Annotated in this window: 23 protein-coding genes; 11 read left to right on the forward strand and 12 right to left on the reverse strand. The window is 60.9% G+C overall.

Annotated features, from left to right (window positions below; translation table 11 throughout):
- The first annotated feature begins 79 nt into the window (after positions 1-79).
- Positions 80-871: a crotonase/enoyl-CoA hydratase family protein gene (locus GXB78_RS10140; RefSeq protein WP_329515289.1), complete on the forward strand. Its 792-nt coding sequence runs from the start codon at positions 80-82 to the stop codon at positions 869-871.
- A 108-nt stretch (positions 872-979) separates the two neighbouring features.
- Here the strand turns inward: GXB78_RS10140 and GXB78_RS10145 are convergent, their stop codons facing one another.
- Positions 980-1735, reverse strand: coding sequence for a spermidine synthase (locus GXB78_RS10145; protein WP_253504050.1), 756 nt, complete (start codon positions 1733-1735; stop codon positions 980-982).
- Positions 1736-1886: 151 nt separating this feature from the next.
- Between GXB78_RS10145 and GXB78_RS10150 the strand changes: the two genes are divergently transcribed.
- Complete coding sequence (locus GXB78_RS10150) at positions 1887-3233, forward strand: class II 3-deoxy-7-phosphoheptulonate synthase (RefSeq protein ID WP_329515494.1); 1347 nt, start codon at positions 1887-1889, stop codon at positions 3231-3233.
- Positions 3234-3323: 90 nt separating this feature from the next.
- Here the strand turns inward: GXB78_RS10150 and GXB78_RS10155 are convergent, their stop codons facing one another.
- The gene (locus GXB78_RS10155; protein ID WP_329515290.1) at positions 3324-4550 is read right to left on the reverse strand and encodes a winged helix-turn-helix domain-containing protein; all 1227 of its coding nucleotides are present in this window, start codon (positions 4548-4550) and stop codon (positions 3324-3326) included.
- Between the two features lie 64 nt (positions 4551-4614).
- Positions 4615-4836, reverse strand: coding sequence for a DUF1127 domain-containing protein (locus GXB78_RS10160; protein WP_329515291.1), 222 nt, complete (start codon positions 4834-4836; stop codon positions 4615-4617).
- Positions 4837-4933: 97 nt separating this feature from the next.
- On the opposite strand from GXB78_RS10160, the gene GXB78_RS10165 reads away from it, so the two are divergent.
- Positions 4934-5788, forward strand: coding sequence for a LysR substrate-binding domain-containing protein (locus GXB78_RS10165; protein WP_172667885.1), 855 nt, complete (start codon positions 4934-4936; stop codon positions 5786-5788).
- On the opposite strand, the gene GXB78_RS10170 is transcribed toward GXB78_RS10165, so the two are convergent.
- Complete coding sequence (locus tag GXB78_RS10170) at positions 5778-6524, reverse strand: sulfite exporter TauE/SafE family protein (RefSeq protein ID WP_408005122.1); 747 nt, start codon at positions 6522-6524, stop codon at positions 5778-5780. The genes GXB78_RS10165 and GXB78_RS10170 overlap by 11 nt on opposite strands.
- Positions 6525-6636: 112 nt before the next feature.
- Here GXB78_RS10170 and GXB78_RS10175 point away from each other — a divergent pair, with 112 nt between their 5' ends.
- The 4 genes from GXB78_RS10175 (at position 6637) to GXB78_RS10190 (ending at position 9928) form a co-directional block, all read left to right on the forward strand.
- Positions 6637-7593, forward strand: a complete 957-nt coding sequence (locus GXB78_RS10175; RefSeq protein WP_329515293.1) for a LysR family transcriptional regulator — start codon at positions 6637-6639, stop codon at positions 7591-7593.
- An 82-nt stretch (positions 7594-7675) separates the two neighbouring features.
- On the forward strand, positions 7676-8131 hold the full coding sequence (locus tag GXB78_RS10180; RefSeq protein ID WP_329515294.1) for a MarR family winged helix-turn-helix transcriptional regulator: 456 nt from the start codon (positions 7676-7678) through the stop codon (positions 8129-8131).
- Positions 8132-8460: 329 nt separating this feature from the next.
- Positions 8461-8880: an organic hydroperoxide resistance protein gene (locus GXB78_RS10185; RefSeq protein WP_007940002.1), complete on the forward strand. Its 420-nt coding sequence runs from the start codon at positions 8461-8463 to the stop codon at positions 8878-8880.
- Positions 8881-8917: 37 nt separating this feature from the next.
- Entirely contained in the window at positions 8918-9928 is a 1011-nt protein-coding gene (locus GXB78_RS10190) for an alpha/beta hydrolase (protein WP_329515295.1), read from the forward strand.
- A gap of 169 nt (positions 9929-10097) precedes the next feature.
- Here GXB78_RS10190 and GXB78_RS10195 read toward each other — a convergent pair whose 3' ends face one another.
- Positions 10098-10667: an elongation factor P gene (locus tag GXB78_RS10195; RefSeq protein ID WP_003226785.1), complete on the reverse strand. Its 570-nt coding sequence runs from the start codon at positions 10665-10667 to the stop codon at positions 10098-10100.
- 48 nt (positions 10668-10715) lie between these two features.
- Entirely contained in the window at positions 10716-11858 is a 1143-nt protein-coding gene (earP, locus tag GXB78_RS10200) for an elongation factor P maturation arginine rhamnosyltransferase EarP (protein ID WP_329515296.1), read from the reverse strand.
- A 125-nt stretch (positions 11859-11983) separates the two neighbouring features.
- Here earP and GXB78_RS10205 point away from each other — a divergent pair, with 125 nt between their 5' ends.
- Both GXB78_RS10205 and GXB78_RS10210 read left to right on the forward strand, forming a co-directional pair.
- Entirely contained in the window at positions 11984-12397 is a 414-nt protein-coding gene (locus GXB78_RS10205) for a hypothetical protein (RefSeq protein WP_329515297.1), read from the forward strand.
- Between the two features lie 2 nt (positions 12398-12399).
- Positions 12400-12882, forward strand: coding sequence for a GreA/GreB family elongation factor (locus tag GXB78_RS10210; RefSeq protein WP_329515298.1), 483 nt, complete (start codon positions 12400-12402; stop codon positions 12880-12882).
- 9 nt (positions 12883-12891) lie between these two features.
- On the opposite strand, the gene cysB is transcribed toward GXB78_RS10210, so the two are convergent.
- From cysB to GXB78_RS10235, 5 genes are all read right to left on the reverse strand, one after another.
- Positions 12892-13866 (reverse strand): HTH-type transcriptional regulator CysB, encoded by a 975-nt coding sequence (cysB, locus tag GXB78_RS10215; RefSeq protein WP_016770873.1) that lies wholly within the window; start codon positions 13864-13866, stop codon positions 12892-12894.
- A 112-nt stretch (positions 13867-13978) separates the two neighbouring features.
- Positions 13979-14482, reverse strand: coding sequence for a universal stress protein (locus tag GXB78_RS10220; protein ID WP_039759918.1), 504 nt, complete (start codon positions 14480-14482; stop codon positions 13979-13981).
- A gap of 98 nt (positions 14483-14580) precedes the next feature.
- On the reverse strand, positions 14581-15486 hold the full coding sequence (locus GXB78_RS10225) for a 5'-nucleotidase (RefSeq protein WP_024013777.1): 906 nt from the start codon (positions 15484-15486) through the stop codon (positions 14581-14583).
- 21 nt (positions 15487-15507) lie between these two features.
- The gene (locus GXB78_RS10230) at positions 15508-16464 is read right to left on the reverse strand and encodes a putative 2-dehydropantoate 2-reductase (protein ID WP_329515300.1); all 957 of its coding nucleotides are present in this window, start codon (positions 16462-16464) and stop codon (positions 15508-15510) included.
- Entirely contained in the window at positions 16461-16847 is a 387-nt protein-coding gene (locus GXB78_RS10235) for a thioredoxin family protein (RefSeq protein ID WP_329515301.1), read from the reverse strand. Before GXB78_RS10235 ends, GXB78_RS10230 begins: the two co-directional genes overlap by 4 nt.
- Here GXB78_RS10235 and GXB78_RS10240 point away from each other — a divergent pair.
- Positions 16846-17289, forward strand: coding sequence for a PilZ domain-containing protein (locus GXB78_RS10240; RefSeq protein ID WP_041478403.1), 444 nt, complete (start codon positions 16846-16848; stop codon positions 17287-17289). The genes GXB78_RS10235 and GXB78_RS10240 overlap by 2 nt on opposite strands.
- A 129-nt stretch (positions 17290-17418) precedes the next feature.
- A complete protein-coding gene (locus tag GXB78_RS10245; RefSeq protein WP_329515302.1) occupies positions 17419-18495 on the forward strand; it encodes a 3-deoxy-7-phosphoheptulonate synthase in 1077 nt (358 codons plus the stop codon).
- A gap of 60 nt (positions 18496-18555) precedes the next feature.
- Here GXB78_RS10245 and GXB78_RS10250 read toward each other — a convergent pair whose 3' ends face one another.
- Positions 18556-18837: a GNAT family N-acetyltransferase gene (locus tag GXB78_RS10250; RefSeq protein WP_016770879.1), complete on the reverse strand. Its 282-nt coding sequence runs from the start codon at positions 18835-18837 to the stop codon at positions 18556-18558.
- Positions 18838-19263: the final 426 nt, after the last annotated feature.

Consider the following 19263-nt stretch of genomic DNA (forward strand, 5'->3'; position numbering starts at 1 on the left):
TGCGGGCGATGCGGCTAAAACGATTAACCGGCCTGCGGCAAAGCGCCGCGCCCCGCCCTTCCCGTCCGAGGATTTCGCCATGAATCAGCCCTGCGCCGGCCGCGTCAGCCGGGAACGTCGTGGTCACGTGCACCTGATCGGCCTCGACCGGGCAGCCAAGCGCAACGCTTTCGATATCGATCTGCTCAACGACCTGAGCCTGGCCTACGGCGAGTTCGAAGCCGACCGCGAAGCTCGGGTGGCCGTGGTGTTCGGCCACGGCGAGCATTTCACCGCCGGGCTCGATCTGGTCAATGCCAGCGCGGCCCTGGCCGAAGGTTGGCAGGTTCCGACCGGCGGTTGTGATCCCTGGGGTGTTTTCGTCGGACCCCGGGTGAGCAAACCGGTAATCGTCGCCGCGCAGGGTTACTGCCTGACCATCGGCATCGAGCTGATGCTGGCGGCAGACATCAACCTGTGCGCGAGCAACACTCGCTTCGCGCAGATGGAAGTGCAGCGTGGGATCTTTCCGTTTGGCGGCGCGACTTTGCGTTTTCAGCAGATCGCCGGCTGGGGCAATGCGATGCGCTGGCTGCTCACTGGCGATGAGTTTGATGCCCACGAGGCGTTGCATCTGGGACTGGTGCAGGAAGTGATGGCCAGTGAAGACCTTATGCCGCGTGCGGTCGAGCTCGCCGAACGGATTGCCCGCCAGGCGCCGCTGGGCGTGCAGGCGACCTTGATGTCAGCGCGGCAGGCGCGTTATGAGGGGGAGACAGCAGCAGCGCAGGCGTTACCGGCGCTGGTGAAGAAATTGCTTGCTACTGAAGACGCCCGGGAGGGGGTGCGGTCGCTGGTGGAGCGGCGCCCCGGCGTTTTCAAAGGCGTTTAGATCTGACGCGGACTTGAGGTCGCCTTCGCGAGCAGGCTCGCTCCCACAGGGAAAATGCATTCCAAATGTGGGAGCGAGCCTGCTCGCGAAGAGGCCGGCACTGCCGACTCAGGTCGCCGGGCGAATCGCCTTGATCAACGACTGCAACGAATACCCCAACTGCGGCGCCAGCGCTTCGGCCCGCTGAGTCAGCGCCTGCATGTCCAGCGCCTGATCGAGATCCGCCGGGACAATCAGAATCACATTGCCCTCCTTCACCGGCAATTCCCAGTAATGCCGGTGATAGAGCCCGCGCAACAACGCCGCGCCCAGCGGTTTGCCGTCGTCGGTGGCCCACTGGTTGATCACCAGCCAGCCGCCCGGATTCAGGCGCTTCTGACAATCGCCGAGAAAACTCCACGCCAGATGCCCGACACCCGGGCCGACGTCGGTATACAGGTCGACGAAAATCAGGTCCGCCGGCTCGGCAGTCGGCAGCAATTCAAGCGCATCGCCGACGCGGATGTACAACCGCGGATCGTCATCCAGGCCCAGGTATTCGATGGCCAGGCGCGGGACGTCCGGGCGCAGCTCGATGGCTTCGACGTCTTCCAGCGGCAGGAATTTCAGGCAAGCCTGGGTCAGCGTGCCCGCGCCGAGGCCGAGAAACAGCGCGCTCTCCGGTTGCTCGTGGCACAGCGCGCCAATCAACATCGCGCGGGTGTAGTCATACTCCAGCCAGCTCGGGTCGGCGGTGAACACGCAACTCTGCTCGATCGCATCGCCGAATTCGAGAAAGCGGTAATCGGCCACTTCCAGCACGCGAATCACGCCGAACTCATCCTGTACTTCGGCGAGCAGATGCTCGACGCGCTCCTCAGTCATTTCGTCTCCTGATGGTCACCGGGCGCGGTGACGCGATGGCACCGCTGTGGCGCCGTGGCAAAGCGGCGATTGTCGGCGATGGGGCGGGAACAGGTCACGCACTAATTGCTGCTAACATGGCGCTCCCCTGCGTATGAACTTCGAGACCGTGATGAGCCAACCGTGGAGCCCTGACAGCTGGCGCGCCCTGCCGATCCAGCAACAACCGCAATACCCCGACGCCGCGCACCTGCGCCAGGTCGAGCAGACACTGGCCAGTTATCCGCCGCTGGTGTTTGCCGGCGAAGCGCGCGAGCTGCGCCGGCAGTTCGCCGAAGTCACCCAGGGCCGCGCGTTTCTGTTGCAGGGCGGCGATTGCGCGGAAAGCTTCGCCGAATTCTCCGCCGCGAAGATTCGCGACACCTTCAAAGTGTTGCTGCAGATGGCGATCGTCATGACCTTCGCTGCCGGTTGCCCGGTGGTCAAGGTCGGACGCATGGCCGGTCAGTTCGCCAAGCCGCGTTCGGCCAACGACGAAACCATCGCCGGGGTCACCCTTCCGGCCTATCGCGGCGACATCGTCAATGGCATCGGCTTCGACGAAAAGAGCCGCGTGCCGGATCCGGAGCGTTTGCTGCAGTCCTACCATCAGTCCACGGCGACCCTGAACCTGTTGCGCGCTTTCGCTCAGGGCGGTTTTGCCGACCTGCACCAAGTGCACAAGTGGAATCTGGATTTCATCGCCAACTCGGCGCTGGCCGAGAAGTACAGCCACCTGGCCGACCGCATCGATGAAACCCTCGCGTTCATGCGCGCCTGTGGCATGGACAGCTCGCCGCAACTGCGCGAAACCAGTTTCTTCACCGCCCACGAAGCGCTGCTGCTGAACTACGAAGAAGCCTTCGTGCGCCGCGACAGCCTGACCAACGATTACTACGATTGCTCGGCGCACATGCTGTGGATCGGCGACCGCACCCGCCAGCTCGACGGCGCGCATGTCGAATTCCTGCGCGGGGTGAACAACCCGATCGGGGTCAAGGTCGGCCCGAGCATGAACCCCGATGACCTGATCCGCCTGATCGACGTGCTCAACCCGGACAACGATCCGGGCCGCTTGAACCTGATTGCGCGGATGGGTGCGAACAAGGTCGGCGATCATCTGCCGGCACTGATCCGCGCGGTGCATCGCGAAGGCAAGCAAGTGCTGTGGAGCTCCGACCCGATGCACGGCAACACCATCAAGGCCAGCAGCGGCTACAAGACCCGTGACTTCGCGCAGATTCTTGGCGAAGTGAAGCAGTTCTTCCAGGTGCACGAAGCGGAAGGCAGTTATGCCGGCGGCATCCACATCGAGATGACCGGACAGAACGTCACCGAATGCATCGGCGGCGCACGGCCGATTACCGAGGATGGCTTGTCCGACCGTTATCACACCCACTGTGATCCACGGATGAATGCCGATCAGTCGCTGGAACTGGCGTTTTTGATTGCCGAGACGTTGAAGCAGGTCCGGCGCTAGACCGCGTCGCCCCCGTTCGCGAGCAAGCTCGCTCCCACATTTGGAATGCGCTTTCCGTGTGGGAGCGAGCCTGCTCGCGAAAGGGCCGGCTCAGGCACCCTCAATCTGCGCCAATGCCAGCCTGAGCCGAGCCGCACTCTCACGCTGACAATTCAACTGCACCCGCGCCAACCCCAACCAATTCGCCAGCCGCCGCAAATTCACTGCCAGCGCCAGCATCCCTTCCTCATCCATCCCCGACTCCTCCTCGTGAACCGCATGCACCGCCAACTGCCCCGCCGCCCGCTCGGCGCGTAGATCAACCCGCGCGGCGATCCGCTCATTGTGCAAAAACGGCAGCACGTAATAGCCATACACACGCTTGGGCTGCGGCGTGTAAATCTCCAGGCGATAGCGAAAATCGAACAAGCGCTCGGTGCGGCTGCGCTCCCAGATCAGCGAGTCGAACGGCGACAGCAGCGCACTGGCGATGACCTTGCGCGGCACTTTGGGCTCCGGCAGGCAATAGGCGATCTGCCGCCAATCGCCGACTTCGCACATCTGCAACTGTCCCGCCTCAAGCAGCTCAGCCAGACGCGGCCGCGCATCCGCAGGATTCAGCCGGAAATAATCACGCAAATCTTTCTCCGTACCGACGCCCAGCGCTTGCGCTGCGTGCAACAGCAAACCGCGTTGTGCTTCGGCCTCATCCGGCAGCGGCTGCTGCAGGATCGCTGCCGGAATCACCCGCTCGGGTAAATCGTACAAACGCTCAAACCCGCGTCGCCCCGCCACCGTCACCTCGCCTGCGGCGAACAGCCATTCCAGCGCGTGTTTCTCGGCACTCCAGTCCCACCATGGCCCGGCCTTGTCTTCGCGGGTCGACAGACTGCCGGCGCCCAGTGCGCCCCGCTCTTCAACCGTGGCCAGCACGCGGCGAATGGTGTCCTGTTGTTCGCGACCAAACTTCGCCAAGTGCTGATAGATGTCCTCGCCACGCCTGGCCCGCTGCATGCGCCAGCCCAGCAACGGATACATCGCCAGCGGCAGCAGCGACGCTTCGTGGCCCCAATATTCGAACAGCGTGCGCCGACGCCCGGAACTCCAGGCAGCCTGGTCGAGCAAGTCAGAGGAATAGGAACCAAGGCGAGAAAACAGCGGCAGGTAGTGCGAGCGCACCACGGCATTGACGGAATCGATTTGCAGCAGGCCCAGCCGTTCGATCAGCCGGTTGAGATGGCTGGCGGTGACAGTCGGCGGCTGGCGCCCGTTGAACCCTTGGGCAGTCAGCGCCAGACGTCGCGCCTGTTTGAGGGAAAAGGACACTGTCGCGGGCATTTATTCCTCCATGTCTGCTCGCAACCTACCTCACCTGAAAGGGGTTTGTGTAGCGATAGCCTCATCATTTATGCATCGGGTCGTCCCAGAACGGCCGCACGGTTTCATGCTCGACATCAGCGCGGCTGATGCCGATGTCCTTCAACGCTTCGTCGCTGAGGCCGGCGAGCATTTCCCGTTCACGATGCAGCTCATACCAACGACTGAACTTGTGCAGCAGATCGGACACGATATGGCCATGACCGGAAAGCTGTTCTTCGCTTGCAAACTCTCTTTGACCTTTCATCGTCTTGCCTCCTTTTGTGGATGGCTCAAGTCTCGCGCTGGCGCTAAGATCAATCCAACGAATGTTTCTGATGGCATGCATCACGGAGATTCATCAATTGTCCGCTTACCCCAGTATCGATACCGATGTCCTGCGCACCTTCGTCGCGATTGCCGATCAGGGCGGTTTCACCCGTGCTGGCGAGATGGTCAATCGCACTCAGTCGGCGGTGAGCATGCAGATGAAACGCCTGGAAGAAGACGTGTTGCAGCGCCAGTTGTTCGAACGCGATGGGCGCCAGGTGCGCCTGACCGCTGAAGGCCAGGTGCTGCTCGGTTACGCGCGGCGCATCCTCAAACTGCACAGTGAGGTGTTCAACACCCTGCGCGAGCCGCACATGGTCGGCACCGTGCGCATCGGCACGCCGGATGATTATGTGATGCGCTTTCTGCCGGGCATCCTCTCGCGGTTCGCGCAGTTCTATCCGCTGATCCAGATCGAAGTGCATTGCGAATCGAGCAAGCAGTTGCTGCAACGCACCGATCTGGACTTGTCGATCGTCACCCGTGAGCCGGGCAACGAGATTGGCCAGTTGTTGCGCAAGGAGCGCTTTGTCTGGGCCGAGGCGCAGAATTTCAGCGCCCACGAACAGACGCCGCTGCCCCTGGCGATGTTCAACAGTGACTGTTTCTGCCGCTTGTGGGCGTGCAATGCGCTGGACGCCATGGGCCGCGATTACCGCATCGCCTACAACAGCAGCAGCCTGTCGGCGCTGATGGCCGTGGTCAGCGCGGGGCTGGCGATCACCGCGCAACTGGAGAGCCTGATTACCCCGGACATGCGCATCCTCGGCGCCGCCGAAGACCTGCCGCTGTTGCCCGAGGCAAGCATCATGCTGATCCGCAATCTGAACAACCCGTCACCAATCACCGAGTGCCTGGCCGAGCACATCGTCGAAGGCTTCAAACTTTAAACGCGAGCATCACCGCACACAGCACGAGGAAGCCGCAAAACAGTCCGCGCAGCAGCTTTTCCGGCATGGCGTGGGCAACTTTCACGCCCCAGCTGATGCTGAGCAGACCACCGACAGCCAGAGGCAGGCCGATCATCCAGTCGACTTCGTGGTGCACGGCGTAGGTCACCAGCGTCACGCCGGTGCTCGGCAAAGCCAATGCCAGAGACAAGCCCTGAGCGACCACTTGCGTGGTGCCGAACAGGCTGGTCAGCACTGGCGTGGCCACCACCGCACCGCCCACGCCGAACAACCCGCCCATGGTTCCCGACGCGGCGCCGAGCACGCCCAGCCACGGCCACGAATAGCGCATCTCGGCAGTCGGCGCGGGGCGCGGACCGAACATCTTCAACAGGTTATAGGCCGACAGCGCCACCAGAAACGCGACAAAGCCGATGCGCATGGTTTGCGCATCGATCCCCACCGCCCAGATCGAGCCGAGCCAGGCGAAGCTGAATCCCATCACCGCCAACGGCAGCGCATGGCGCAATTCGATGCGGTTGCGCTGGTGATAACGCCACAGCGCCAACATCACATTTGGCACCACCATCACCAGCGCCGTGCCTTGGGCGATCTGCTGATCGAGGCCGAACCACACGCCGAGCAACGGAATCGCGATCAAGCCGCCGCCAATGCCAAAGATCCCGCCCAATGTGCCAAGGGCAGCGCCGAACAGCAGGTACAACAGAAAATCCATCACAAGCGTAATCCTCTAACGACAGGCGGCCAATGCTACGCACTCGCGCCTAGCGGGGAAACGCACAGCAACGCACAATGGCTGTGCCGATTTTGCACAAGCGTGGTTTGCCATGAATCCCAACCAGTTGACCGATCAGCTCGGTCTGTTTCTCGATGTGCTGGAAAGTGGCAGCTTTTCAGCCGCGTCGCGCCGTCATCCGCTGACACCTTCCGCCGTGGCGCGGCGCATCGACAGCCTGGAAAGTGCTGTCGGCAGCCAGCTGTTCGTGCGCAGTACCCATGCGGTATTGCCGACTGCGGCCGGCCTGGCCTTTGCCGAGCGGGCGCGACGGATCATCGCCGAGTTGCAGCTGGCCCGCGCCGAGGCCGTTTCGTTGAGCAGCGCGCCGGAAGGGCTGATCCGCATCGATGCACCAGCAGCGTTCGGACGGCGGCATCTGGCGCCGGTGATGGCCGACTTTCTCCTGCTGTACCCGGGACTCGATGTGCAGATGCATCTGATCGACAGCTTCAGCGACATGGCCGGCACCAGTCTGGGCAAGGTCGATCTGGTGCTGCGTACCGGGCAGTTGGCTGACTCGCGCCTGGTCGCTACTCCACTGGCGAGCATGGTCCGCGTGGCCTGCGCCAGCCCTGACTATCTCAAGCAACGTGGCGTGCCCGAGCACCCGGCGCAATTGAGCGAACACGATGGCCTCGACTGGGAAGGCCTCGCCCCGCCCTTCGCGTGGAAATTCGAAGTGGACGGGCAAATGCAATTGCACCGGCCATCGCGGGTGCGCCTGAGCGCCAACAACGCCGAAGCCTTGGCGTGTGGCGCGGCGGCGGGTCTGGGCGTCGCACACCTGCCGACCTGGCTGGCCGGTGAATACCTGCTGCGCGGCGAGCTGGTGCCGCTGTTCTGCGAAAACGGCTTGCCGCCGCCGGAGTCCACCGGCATTTATGCGCTACGCATGGAACAGCAGATTCATTCGCGCAGTCGTTTGTTGCTGGAATATCTGAAAACCCGCTTCAGCCCGGTGCCGCCGTGGGATCTGGCGCTGCAACGGCAATTCGCCCGGCACTGACGCCGGGCATATTTATCTGGCGCCTTAAAGATTCGAGCGCTAGATTAAAAAACGATCAACGATCAACGATCAAGGCTTTGACATGACTTCCGAACGCGACAACTGCGACGACCTGCTGCTCGACAATCAGGCGTGCTTCGCCCTTCACTCAACTTCGCTGATGATGACCAAGGTCTACAAGCCGCTGTTGCAGGCGCTGGGCCTGACCTATCCGCAGTATCTGGCGATGATGGTGCTGTGGGAGAAGGATGCTTTGACCGTCGGAGAAATCAGCGCGCGCCTGCTGACCGATCCGGGTTCGCTGACGCCATTGCTCAAACGCCTGGAAGCCGAGGGCCTGCTCAGCCGCACCCGCAGCCGTGAAGATGAACGTGTGGTGATTGTCGAACTGACCGCAGCAGGCCGGGCATTGCGCGACAAGGCGCAGACCGTGCCGCAGTGCATTCTCGGCGCCAGCGGCTTCACCCTTGAACGCCTGCAGAAGTTGCAGGCCGAGTTGCAAGCGCTGCGCGGACACCTGCAAGACAGCCTGAATTAAGCCCCACCCCATTCCCCTGTGGGAGCGCGCCTGCTCGCGAAAGCGGTGCATCAGACGAAGCGGGTGTCGCCTGACAGGACGCGTTCGCGAGCAGGCTCGCTCCCACATTGATTTCAGCGCCTACAAAAATATTTTTCCCGCCTGAATTTCCTCGTCAAGTGCTCTAGATCAAGCCTTACGCTCCCCTGGCACGCTTTGCCCTTGAGCAAAGCGCACCATTTTCCGAAAATTTATCTTGCGCGCTAAACATTAGCGCTATACATTCTCTTCACACCTACTTAGCGCGCAAACAATTAGCGCACAAAACCACAACCAATGAGGCTCACATCATGCAAACTCTCTACACCGCAATCGCAACTTCCACTGGCGGCCGTGACGGTCGTGCGATCTCCAGCGACAACGTCCTCGACGTCAAACTGGCCACGCCGAAAGAACTCGGCGGTGCTGGCGGCGCGGCGACCAACCCTGAGCAACTGTTCGCTGCCGGCTACTCGGCCTGCTTCATCGGCGCACTGAAATTCGTTGCCAGCCAGACCAAGCGCAAGATTCCTGACGACGCGTCGATCACCGCCCACGTCGGCATCGGCCAGATCCCTGGCGGTTTCGGTCTGGACATCGATTTGCACATCAGCCTGCCGGGTCTGGAACAAGCCGACGCGCAGTCGCTGGTCGACGCTGCTCACCAGGTCTGCCCGTACTCCAACGCCACCCGTGGCAACGTCGATGTCCGTCTGCACGTCACCGTGTAAGTACTGAAGCCCCCGGCCCGAACAAGGAAAATTGAACATGAACACTTTCAGCAAAGTCTTGACCGGTACTCTTCTCGCCCTGTCGGTGCACAGCGCTTTCGCCGGTGATGTCGAACACAACACCCAGGCGTTTCTCGATGCGCTGAATGCCGGCAGCGGCAAGCCGATCGAGCAGCTGTCGCCCAAGGATGCCCGCGCCGTGCTGGTCGGCGCGCAGTCCGGGGTCAAGTTGACGTTGCCCAAAGCCGATGTCAGCGAGAAGACCGTGCAGGTCGATGGCCAACCGTTGAGCCTGACCATCGTCCGGCCGGCCGGGGTCAACGGTGAGCTGCCGGTGTTCATGTTCTTCCACGGCGGCGGCTGGGTGCTGGGGGACTTCCCGACTCACGAACGTCTGGTGCGCGATCTCGTGGTCGGTTCGGGGGCGGCGGCGGTGTTCGTCAACTACACACCTTCGCCGGAAGCGCATTACCCGGTGGCGATCAACCAGGCCTACGCTGCGACCAAGTGGGTGGCGGAACACGGCAAGGAGATCAACGTCGACGGCAAGCGCCTGGCCGTGGCCGGCAACAGCGTCGGCGGCAACATGGCCGCAGTGGTTGCACTGATGGCCAAGGACAAGGGCACCCCGGCGATCAAATTCCAGGTGCTGCTGTGGCCGGTGACCGACGCCAACTTCGACACCGGTTCGTATAACCAGTACGCCGAAGGGCACTTCCTCACCCGCAACATGATGAAGTGGTTCTGGGACAACTACACCACCGACGCCACACAGCGCAACGAGATCTACGCCTCACCGCTGCGCGCCACCACCGCGCAACTCAAAGGCCTGCCGCCTGCCCTGGTGCAGACCGCCAGTGCCGACGTGTTGCGTGATGAAGGCGAAGCCTACGCACGCAAACTCGACGAGGCCGGAGTGCCGGTAACGTCGGTGCGTTACAACGGCATGATCCACGATTACGGTTTGCTCAACGTGGTCAGCCAGGTGCCGGCGGTGCGTTCGGCGATGTTGCAGGCTTCTGAAGAACTGAAGCAACACTTGAAATAAACACAGTCCCATTGTGGGAGCGAGCCTGCTCGCGAAAGCGTCCCGTCAGACAGCGCTTCATTGAATGACATACCGCATTCGCGAGCAGGCTCGCTCCCACAGGATTGCGAACAGGCACAAAAAAACCCGACTCGATGGTCGGGTTTTTTCTTTCCGCAAAAAGCAGTGCTTATTTCGCACGACCTTTGTAGGAACCGCCTTCGCGGGTATCGATCTCGATCATGTCGCCGATTTCGATGAAGTCGGCAACCGACAGTTCGGTACCGTTCTTCAGTTTGGCAGGCTTCATCACCTTGCCGGAAGTGTCACCGCGAGCGGAGCCTTCGGTGTAGTCAACCTGACGCACGATGGTGGTCGGCAGCTCTACGGAAACCAGACGCTCTTCGAAGAACACGGCTTCGCAAACGTCGGTCATGCCTTCTTCAACGAAAGGCAGAACGCTTTCGATGTCTTCGGCGTTCAGCTCGTACATGGTGTAGTCAGTGGTGTCCATGAACGTGTAGGTGTCACCGCTGATGAACGACAGGGTGGCTTCTTTACGATCCAGGATCACGTCGTCCAGTTTGTCGTCCGCACCGTAAACGGTTTCGGTCTTGTAACCGGTCAGCAGGTTCTTCAGCTTGGTCTTCATGATCGCGCTGTTACGGCCCGACTTGGTGAATTCAGCTTTCTGAACCAGCCAAGGATCGTTGTCGATACGGATCACGGTACCGGGTTTGAGTTCTTTACCAGTTTTCATTGCGGATATCCGAATTTGGATGGGATTTACAAAAATCTAGGCCGCGTATCATATCCAATTTAGGTAAAACTGCACCAGCGCCGTGGCAAGATCCGCCTGCAAGGCTCGTTCCAGACACCATGCCTCAGCATTTTCCTCGAGTTCCGGCCAATGATTTCGCGCCGCCAGCCAGTGCTCGCCGATCGGTTGGCCAGCGCTCCAGGCGCGCCACAGACCGTTCATCGCCTGCGCAGCAGCAGGCGAAAGGTCTTTGGTGTAGAGCGCGAGAAAAGCATCGAGCTTGTCCAGATGGATGTCGTCGTCCTGCTGATAGATGTGCCAGAGCATCGGTCGCCCCGCCCATTGCGCGCGCACGAACGAGTCTTCACCGCGCACCGCGTTGAAATCGCAGCACCAGAGCAAATGATCGTATTGGTCCTGACGGACGAACGGCAGCACTTGCACGGTGAGTGACTGACGCTGGTGAATCGCGCCGACCATCAAGGTTTCCACGTCCAGCCAGCACGCCACATCGCCGAGAATCCGCCCTTCCGGCACCAGCAGGTGAGTCGGCTGTGCATCGGCGGCCAGCACATCCAGCCAACTGGCCAACCCGGCATTCTCGTAAGCAAACAACGAGATCAACTGTGCGCCGGGTACAGGATCGATGCCCAGGCCTTGCAGGAAATGTCGCTGGGCCGATCGATCCTGCTGAAACTGCCGACGCTGTTCTAGCAACCTGCGTTCACGCAGCAGGCCGCCGGTGCCCGGTTTGAAGCCCGGAAAGAAAAAGAACTTCTGCACCGTTTTGTATTTCACCGACGGCAAGCCGTGGCAGCCGCTGACCCAGTCTTCGGCGCTGAGATAATCGAGGTTGAGCCACAGCGGCGGCGTAGCCCGGGCGGCCATGCTGTCCATGTAATCAGTGGGCAACTGACAGGCGAAGGCTGCGATGACTACGTCGGCTGAGTCGGCGTGCAGCCATTGCTTCGGCCACTGATGCACCTCGACACCCTGCTGCCACTGCTGCGCAAGATCGATATCGATCTCTGGGCAGATACGCTCGAAGGCGCGCAGATCATCCACCCACAGGCGCACCGGCAAGGCATGTTCGGCCACCACTTGCCGGGCCAGGCGCCAGGTCACGCCGATGTCGCCATAGTTATCGACCACGGTGCAGAAAATGTCCCAGCGGGGTTTCACTTCAGGCATGCCTTTCTCCCGTTGGCAAAAAACCTCGATTGTCCGCATAAATGCCCTCGCGCAGAAGAGCCGACGGCGATTAATCTTCGTGCGACAATCGCCACTTGCCCGCAACCATCCGCCAGGAGGCCGCCATGCCCTACCGTCCCAATCCGCGTCGTCCCTTGCCCGTTCAGCTTAGCGCGCTACAGCTGACCGGCAGTATTGCGCTGGGCCTGTGGCTGGGGTTCCTCGCGATTGCGCTGACTTGCTGGCTGCTATCGCGTCTGTTTTTTGCCGAGCAATGGGCCCCGGTCGCGCAAGCGGTGCAGCAGCGCGTCAATCCACCAGCAGCCGTCGAGCCACAGCCGGACGTTGGGCCGCCGCCAACGCCGATGTTCCAGCAGTACGAAGAAAACCTGCGCAAGAATGAACAGCAGGCCCGGCTGGATCAGGCGCGCGCCAATTCGCGCAATGCATCCAACCCGAAATGCCAGTTCTGGCTGCAGCAGGACCAGACCGCGCCGACCGAAAAGAGCCGCGCCAACGTTTTGCAATTCTGCGATTGATCATGAACAAACACAGTGTCCACCAATTGATTATCGACAAGCTGCGCATCGACCTCGACATTGCCGAGCGCGCCGCGCAAACCGCTTACGAAACCGCGACCCACGAAGAAAACATCGCCGAAAACAAATACGACACGCTGGGGCTGGAGGCGTCGTATCTGGCCGCCGGTCAGGCGAAACGGGTCGAGGAAATCCGTCAGTCACTGGCGCTGTGCCAGAACCTGACGTTGCGTGCCTACGATGCAAACCGCGGTATCGAAGTCGGCGCCCTGCTCGGTCTGGAAGACGAAAAGGGTCGCGAGCAATGGCTGTTTCTCGCCCCGGATGCGGCGGGGCTGAAAGTCGACGTGGTGGGTCAACCGATAACCGTCATCACCCCGCGCTCGCCACTGGGCAAAAGCCTGCTGGGCAAGTTCGAGGGTGATGAGGTGGAGATTCTGGTGGCGGGCACCCGGCAACAGTTCGCTGTCACCGAGGTGCTCTGAAGCGGGTGCTTAGTGCACTGGCAGTTCGACGCCGTCGAACAGCTCTTCCAGCTCTTGCTTGTTGTGGCACTGAATGGCCTTGGCCATGACTTCGCGGGTCAGGTGCGGGGCGAACTTCTCGATGAAGTCGCACATGAAGCCACGCAGGAACGTGCCGCGACGGAAACCGATCTTGGTGATGCTCGACTCGAACAGCTCGCTGGCGTCCAGCACCACCAGGTCGTTGTCGAGTTTGGTATCGACGGCCATTTTAGCCACGATGCCCACGCCCAGACCCAGGCGCACGTAGGTTTTGATCACGTCGGCGTCAGCGGCGGTGAACACCACTTTCGGCGTCAGGCCACGATGGCTGAAGGCTTCGTCGAGCTTGGAGCGGCCGGTGAAACCGAACACATAAGTGACGATCGGGTATTCGGCCAGGGCTTCGAGGGTCAGCTTCGGCAGCTTGGTCAGCGGGTGCCCATGAGGCACGACCACGCAACGGTTCCAGCGGTAGCAAGGCATCATCACCAGATCGCCGAACAGCTCCAGTGCCTCGGTGGCAATGGCGAAATCGACGGTGCCGTCAGCGGCCATTTCGGCGATCTGCATCGGCGAGCCCTGATGCATGTGCAGGGCCACGTCCGGGTATTGCTTGATGAAATTGCTGATCACCGGCGGCAGCGCATAACGCGCCTGGGTGTGGGTAGTGGCGATCGACAGGGTGCCTTTTTTCTCGTTGGAGAATTCCTGGGCAATCTGCTTGATGCTTTCGACTTTGCGCAGAATCTCGCCGGCGGTGGTGATGATGCGCTCGCCGGCCGGGGTGACGCGGGTCAGGTGCTTGCCACTGCGGGCAAAGACTTCGACACCCAGTTCGTCTTCCAGCAGGCGGATCTGCTTACTGATGCCCGGCTGCGAGGTGTACAGGCTTTGGGCGGTAGCGGAAACGTTGAGGTCGTGGTGCGCCACTTCCCAGATGTAGCGCAGTTGTTGAAGCTTCATATCAATCCCTCAAAGCAGGTAGACGCCACGGGCATCAGCGACGGTATATAACTATATTAATGGTTTGAAGAATAAATCTAGAACTTTTTATCAAAACGCCATTATTCCTGCTTCAACGATCTTCGCGCCGGCGGCGCTCCATCAGTGGCACCAGATACACCGGCACCTTGGCCAGTTGCAGAACCCGCGCCGCCGTGCGCCCCAACGGCGTTTCTGCACCGACGCCATGGCTGTGACTGCCGACGATCAGCAGATCGACCGAGAGCTTGTGCACCTGTTCGAGAATCACCTGCGACGGGTCGCCCTGCAGCACGCGCACGGCGCGAATGCGCTGCAGATCCTGTTCGCCGTCGTCCCCCAGTTCTTCACGAAAGCTGTCGAGCACCCGTTGTTCGATATTGGCGATGACTGTTTTCAGACCCTGACTATGGAATTCGTTCAATGCCTGTTCGTCGAGATAGCTCTGCAGCACCGACTCGGCAAACAGGCCCATGGGTTCCACCGCGTGCACTACATACAGATCGGCATTGAAGGTGCGCGCCAACGCCAGGGCATGCTGCATCACGAACGGTGCATAAAGACCGAGGTCGGTGGCATACAGCATTGAGCGAATCATCGGGACCTCCTCGCGAGCCAACGATGGCGGAGATTGATTCAGCTTAGCAGTGCCTTGGCGAGTGCGACGTGCGACGCAACGTCCTGAATGAAAAGGCTCTAGATCGGCGGTTCGTTGCTGATGCCATGGGGCACGTGGCCGGTGGCGACCACTTCCCGGGCCAGCTCGCAATGGCCGGTCTGGTCATCGAAGAACACGTCGGCAGCGAAGGCTTCGAGGAACGCCGATTTGGTCAGCCCCCCGAGAAACAGCGATTCGTCGAGACGGATATCCCATTCGCGCAGTGTGCGAATCACCCGCTCGTGGGCCGGTGCCGACCGCGCGGTCACCAGCGCCGTGCGGATCGGGCAATCGTCATCGGGAAACTCGCGCTGCAAGAGATTCAGCGCTGCCAGAAACCCCTTGAACGGCCCGCCGCGCAATGGCTCGCGCGCCGATTCGCGTTCCTTGGCCTGAAACGCCTCGAGGCCACCGGACTGATAGACGCGCTCGGACTCGTCGGAAAAAATCACCGCATCACCGTCGAAGGCAATGCGCAATTCATCGCTGGCCGCACGGCTGGCGCCACCGGACAGAATGGTTGCCGCTGCGAACCCGGCATCCAACGCCGCACGCACGTCTTCGGCGTGGGTCGAGAGAAACAGATCACAGCCAAACGCTTTCAGATACGGATAAGGGCTGCGCCCACCAACGAACGCCGCGCGGGAAATCGCCAGCCCATAATGGTGAATCGAATTGAACACGCGCAGCCCGGTATCGGCGCTGTTACGGGAAACCAGAATCACCTCGACCCGCGCGCGGCCGAGACGGCTGTTCAGGCTCAGGAGTTTTTCCACCAGCGGGAACGCATCGCCCGGCGCAAGGATTTCGTCTTCGTGCTCGATCTGATATTGCCGATAGGCTTCGACGCCGCTCGACAGGTAGACCTTGTGGCTTTCGCTCAGGTCGAACAAGGCGCGCGAGGAAATCGCCAGCACCAGTTTGTCATCGATGTTATTGGCCATGCTGCCCCCCAAGCCTCCGACTCAAATATTGCGTCGGTCGATAAAACCCAAATGGCGATACAACGCCTCGATGCGCGGCAATTCATAGCCAGCCGCTTTCGCCGCCGCCAGTGGCCGGGCGTAGATCGCCTCCAGTTCCAGCGGACGCTTGTGTGCAAAGTCGTGGTACATGCTCGGCCAGTAATCGGGCATTTTTTCCGTCATGGTGAACAGGTACTCGGCATAGCCGGGCGGGATCTCGTATCCACAGGCCCGGGCGCCCTGCACCACTTCGGCCATCAACGCCTGAATCGACGTGCGGCTGTCGGCGTCGCGCATCAGCGCTTCAGTGCCCGCGCCGAGCAACACCGAAAGGCCGTTATAGGGAATATTCCACACCAGTTTCTGCCAGCGCGCCTGATGCAGATTGGCCATCGCCTGCGACTCAATGCCGGCCGCGCGAAACAGTCCGGCGCCCTCCTCGACGATCGCCATGCGCGCTACTTCATCAATGGCCGAGCCGCTGTGGTAACCGACGTTCACCGCGCCAAGGGCCTGATGGGTAATCTGCCCCGGGCCTTCGCGATTCACGCAGATCAGGCACAGGCCGCCGAGCAGATGCAGCGAATCCGGCAGCAGCGGACGCAGGCTGTCTTCGACATCCAGACCGTTTTGCAGCAACAGTACTCTGGCGTCAGGTTTGGCCGCGTGAATGATCGCCGGCGCGAGACCGGCATTGCTGGTGGTCTTGGTGCCAACCAGCAGCCAGTCGCAGGGCGGCATATCTGCGGCGGCGCAGTAGGCATTGGCCGGATGCAGCGTCATCGGGCCATGCACCGCACTGTTGATCTGCAAACCGTGCTCAGCCACGGCGGAAAATTCGCTGCGCAACAAGAAGTGCACGTCGAAACCGGCACGCGCCAGCATCACCCCGTAAAACCCACCGATTGCACCGGTGCCGATAATCCCCACCACCGGTTTGCTGACTGTCTCGCTCATGGCAACTCCTCTGCAATTCGACCCAGCGCCTGTGCCACTGCCTGGTTGAGCCCATCAACCGTCAGGCGGCTGTGCACGGCGCCAAAGAACTCGCCGTCGCGCACCACAAACAGCGCCGGCAAATGAAACACCTGATAACGCTCGACCAGCCCGCCGTTGTTGCCGGCGTCGATCCAGCACAGCCGATTGATCGCCAGCGGCATACCCGGCACCACCTCGCGGGCATAGCGACAACTGGCGCAGCCGACGCTGGTGAAAATCACCAGGCAAACCCCTTTCATCGCCAGCAGCCGCTGGTCGGCGTCGAAGTCGGTCAGCTCGGATTCGACCACTATACTGGGTGAAACAATGTCAGATGGCCGACACAGGGAGTCTGTGCTCATGGGACGTTTCATTCCTCATCCGGACGAAGTGCCGGTTGAATTGACGTTACTCAAGCCTGAATGCATTTCCAGACAACAGCTGCACACTATCAGCCTCGGCGGCATCGCTTGCAATTACCACCGCGCCTGGCGCCACGGCACTGCGCTGCAAGTACGCATGCCGACGCTGAATGCCGACTTCTGCTGTCCGGGCTACGTGGCCTGGTGTCTGCGCCGTAAAAAAGGCTATCTGGTGGGCATCGCCTTCACTGACGAACAGACCCTGTTCAGCGCGCGAATGGGTGAGCAGGTGTGTCAGATCGAACGCTATTCGCGCATGCAGGACAGCCACGATGACCTGCAGGATATCCAGGCGCTGGCTCTGCAATGGGTCGAGGAGCATGCCGAAGAGTTCTCCCACGACAACCTCCGCAAGGCTTTTGCGCAGCCAGCGCTGGACTAAAGCACGGTTTGCCCATTGTCGAGCCGCGTCTGACGCGCTAAGGTTCGGCTCCCCCGACGCGCTAAATCTGCTGTGCTCCGCCGCGCGGGGATCGCTGGCGGCCGGCACCCGTGACCTGACGAGTAAACGATGGCTGATTTACCGATCAACGACCTAAACGTCGCCTCTAACGAGACCCTGATCACTCCCGATCAGCTCAAGCGTGATATCCCCCTGAGCGACGCCGCCCTGCGCACCGTCACCAAGGGCCGCGAAGTCATTCGCAACATTCTCGATGGCACCGACCACCGTCTGTTCGTCGTGATCGGCCCGTGCTCGATCCACGACATCAAGGCTGCCCACGAATATGCCGACCGCCTCAAAGTGCTCGCCGAGGAAGTCTCCGACACTCTGTATCTGGTCATGCGCGTGTATTTCGAGAAGCCGCGCACAACGGTTGGCTGGAAAGGTCTGATCAACGATCCGTACCTCGATGACTCGTTCAAGATCCAGGACGGTCTGCACATCGGTCGCCAGCTGTTGCTCGACCTGGCCGAAAAAGGCCTGCCGACCGCCACCGAAGCCCTCGACCCGATCTCCCCGCAGTATCTGCAGGATCTGATCAGCTGGTCGGCCATCGGCGCGCGTACCACCGAATCGCAGACTCACCGCGAAATGGCTTCCGGCCTGTCCTCGGCGGTCGGCTTCAAGAACGGCACCGACGGCGGCCTGACCGTGGCGATCAACGCCTTGCAGTCGGTGTCCAGCCCGCACCGTTTCCTCGGCATCAACCAGGAAGGTGGCGTGTCGATCGTCACCACCAAAGGCAACGCCTACGGTCACGTGGTGCTGCGTGGCGGTAATGGCAAGCCGAACTATGATTCGGTCAGCGTGGCCCTCTGCGAGCAGGCGCTGCACAAGGCGAAGATCAAGCCGAACATCATGGTCGATTGCAGCCACGCCAACTCCAACAAGGACCCGGCCCTGCAACCGCTGGTAATGGAGAACGTCGCCAACCAGATCCTCGAAGGCAACCAGTCGATCATCGGCCTGATGGTTGAAAGCCACCTGAACTGGGGCTGCCAGGCGATTCCGAAAGACCTCGCCGACCTGCAATACGGCGTGTCGATCACCGATGCCTGCATCGATTGGTCCGCTACCGAAAACACCTTGCGCAGCATGCACGCCAAGCTCAAGGACGTATTGCCGAAGCGTCAGCGCACGTAAGCACGGTTTTACGGGTATAAAAAAACGCCGGACATTGTCCGGCGTTTTTGTGTGTGCGGTTCAGATCTTCGCGGCGCGGCGCTGATGGCGTTCCATGTAGCGCTCGACGTAGGAGCATGACGGAATCACCGTGTAGCCCATTTCTTCGGCGTATTGCAGCGCGCGTTCGGTCAGCGCTGCGGCAATGCCACGGCCGCGCAGGGCATTGGGCACGAAGGTGCGATAGATATCCAGGGTCTGCTTGCCCAGATCCATGTAGGTCAGGTAAGCACGATGACCGTCCACAGTGGTCTCGAATTGATGACCAGCCTGGTCATGGTGGATGGACAACGCCTCGCTCATCACTACTCCTCGCGGGTCTTGGATTGTGACCCCTACCTTACCGATGTTTTCCCGGCGAAGGAACATCTACGCCACCCCGTGCCTGATGGACACCGAGAAGAGCCACACCGATCTCGCGCAACCTGACACCTGCTGAATAGTAGGCACCATTGGCAAAAATGCTCAAGGTACGCTCGTCATCGGAGGGTCCGGGGGCAAAGGCTTCGATGCTCGCAAGTGGGGCCGCAAGACGATCTTCGCGTGCCGCTTGCCTGAACATTGCCGGAATGTTGAGACTTAAGACGTGGAACCTTTTTTAAAGTCACCTGAACATCAACAAAGATACGCGAAGCGCTTCGCAGAACCTGAACAAAAGTGTGGACGAATTCATTTAGAAGGACTTTAGCCGAAGTCGCAAAAACAGCATGCAACGCTGGGAACTTTTTC

This window comes from Pseudomonas moraviensis subsp. stanleyae, assembly GCF_036283065.1.
GTDB classification, from domain to species: domain Bacteria; phylum Pseudomonadota; class Gammaproteobacteria; order Pseudomonadales; family Pseudomonadaceae; genus Aquipseudomonas; species Aquipseudomonas stanleyae.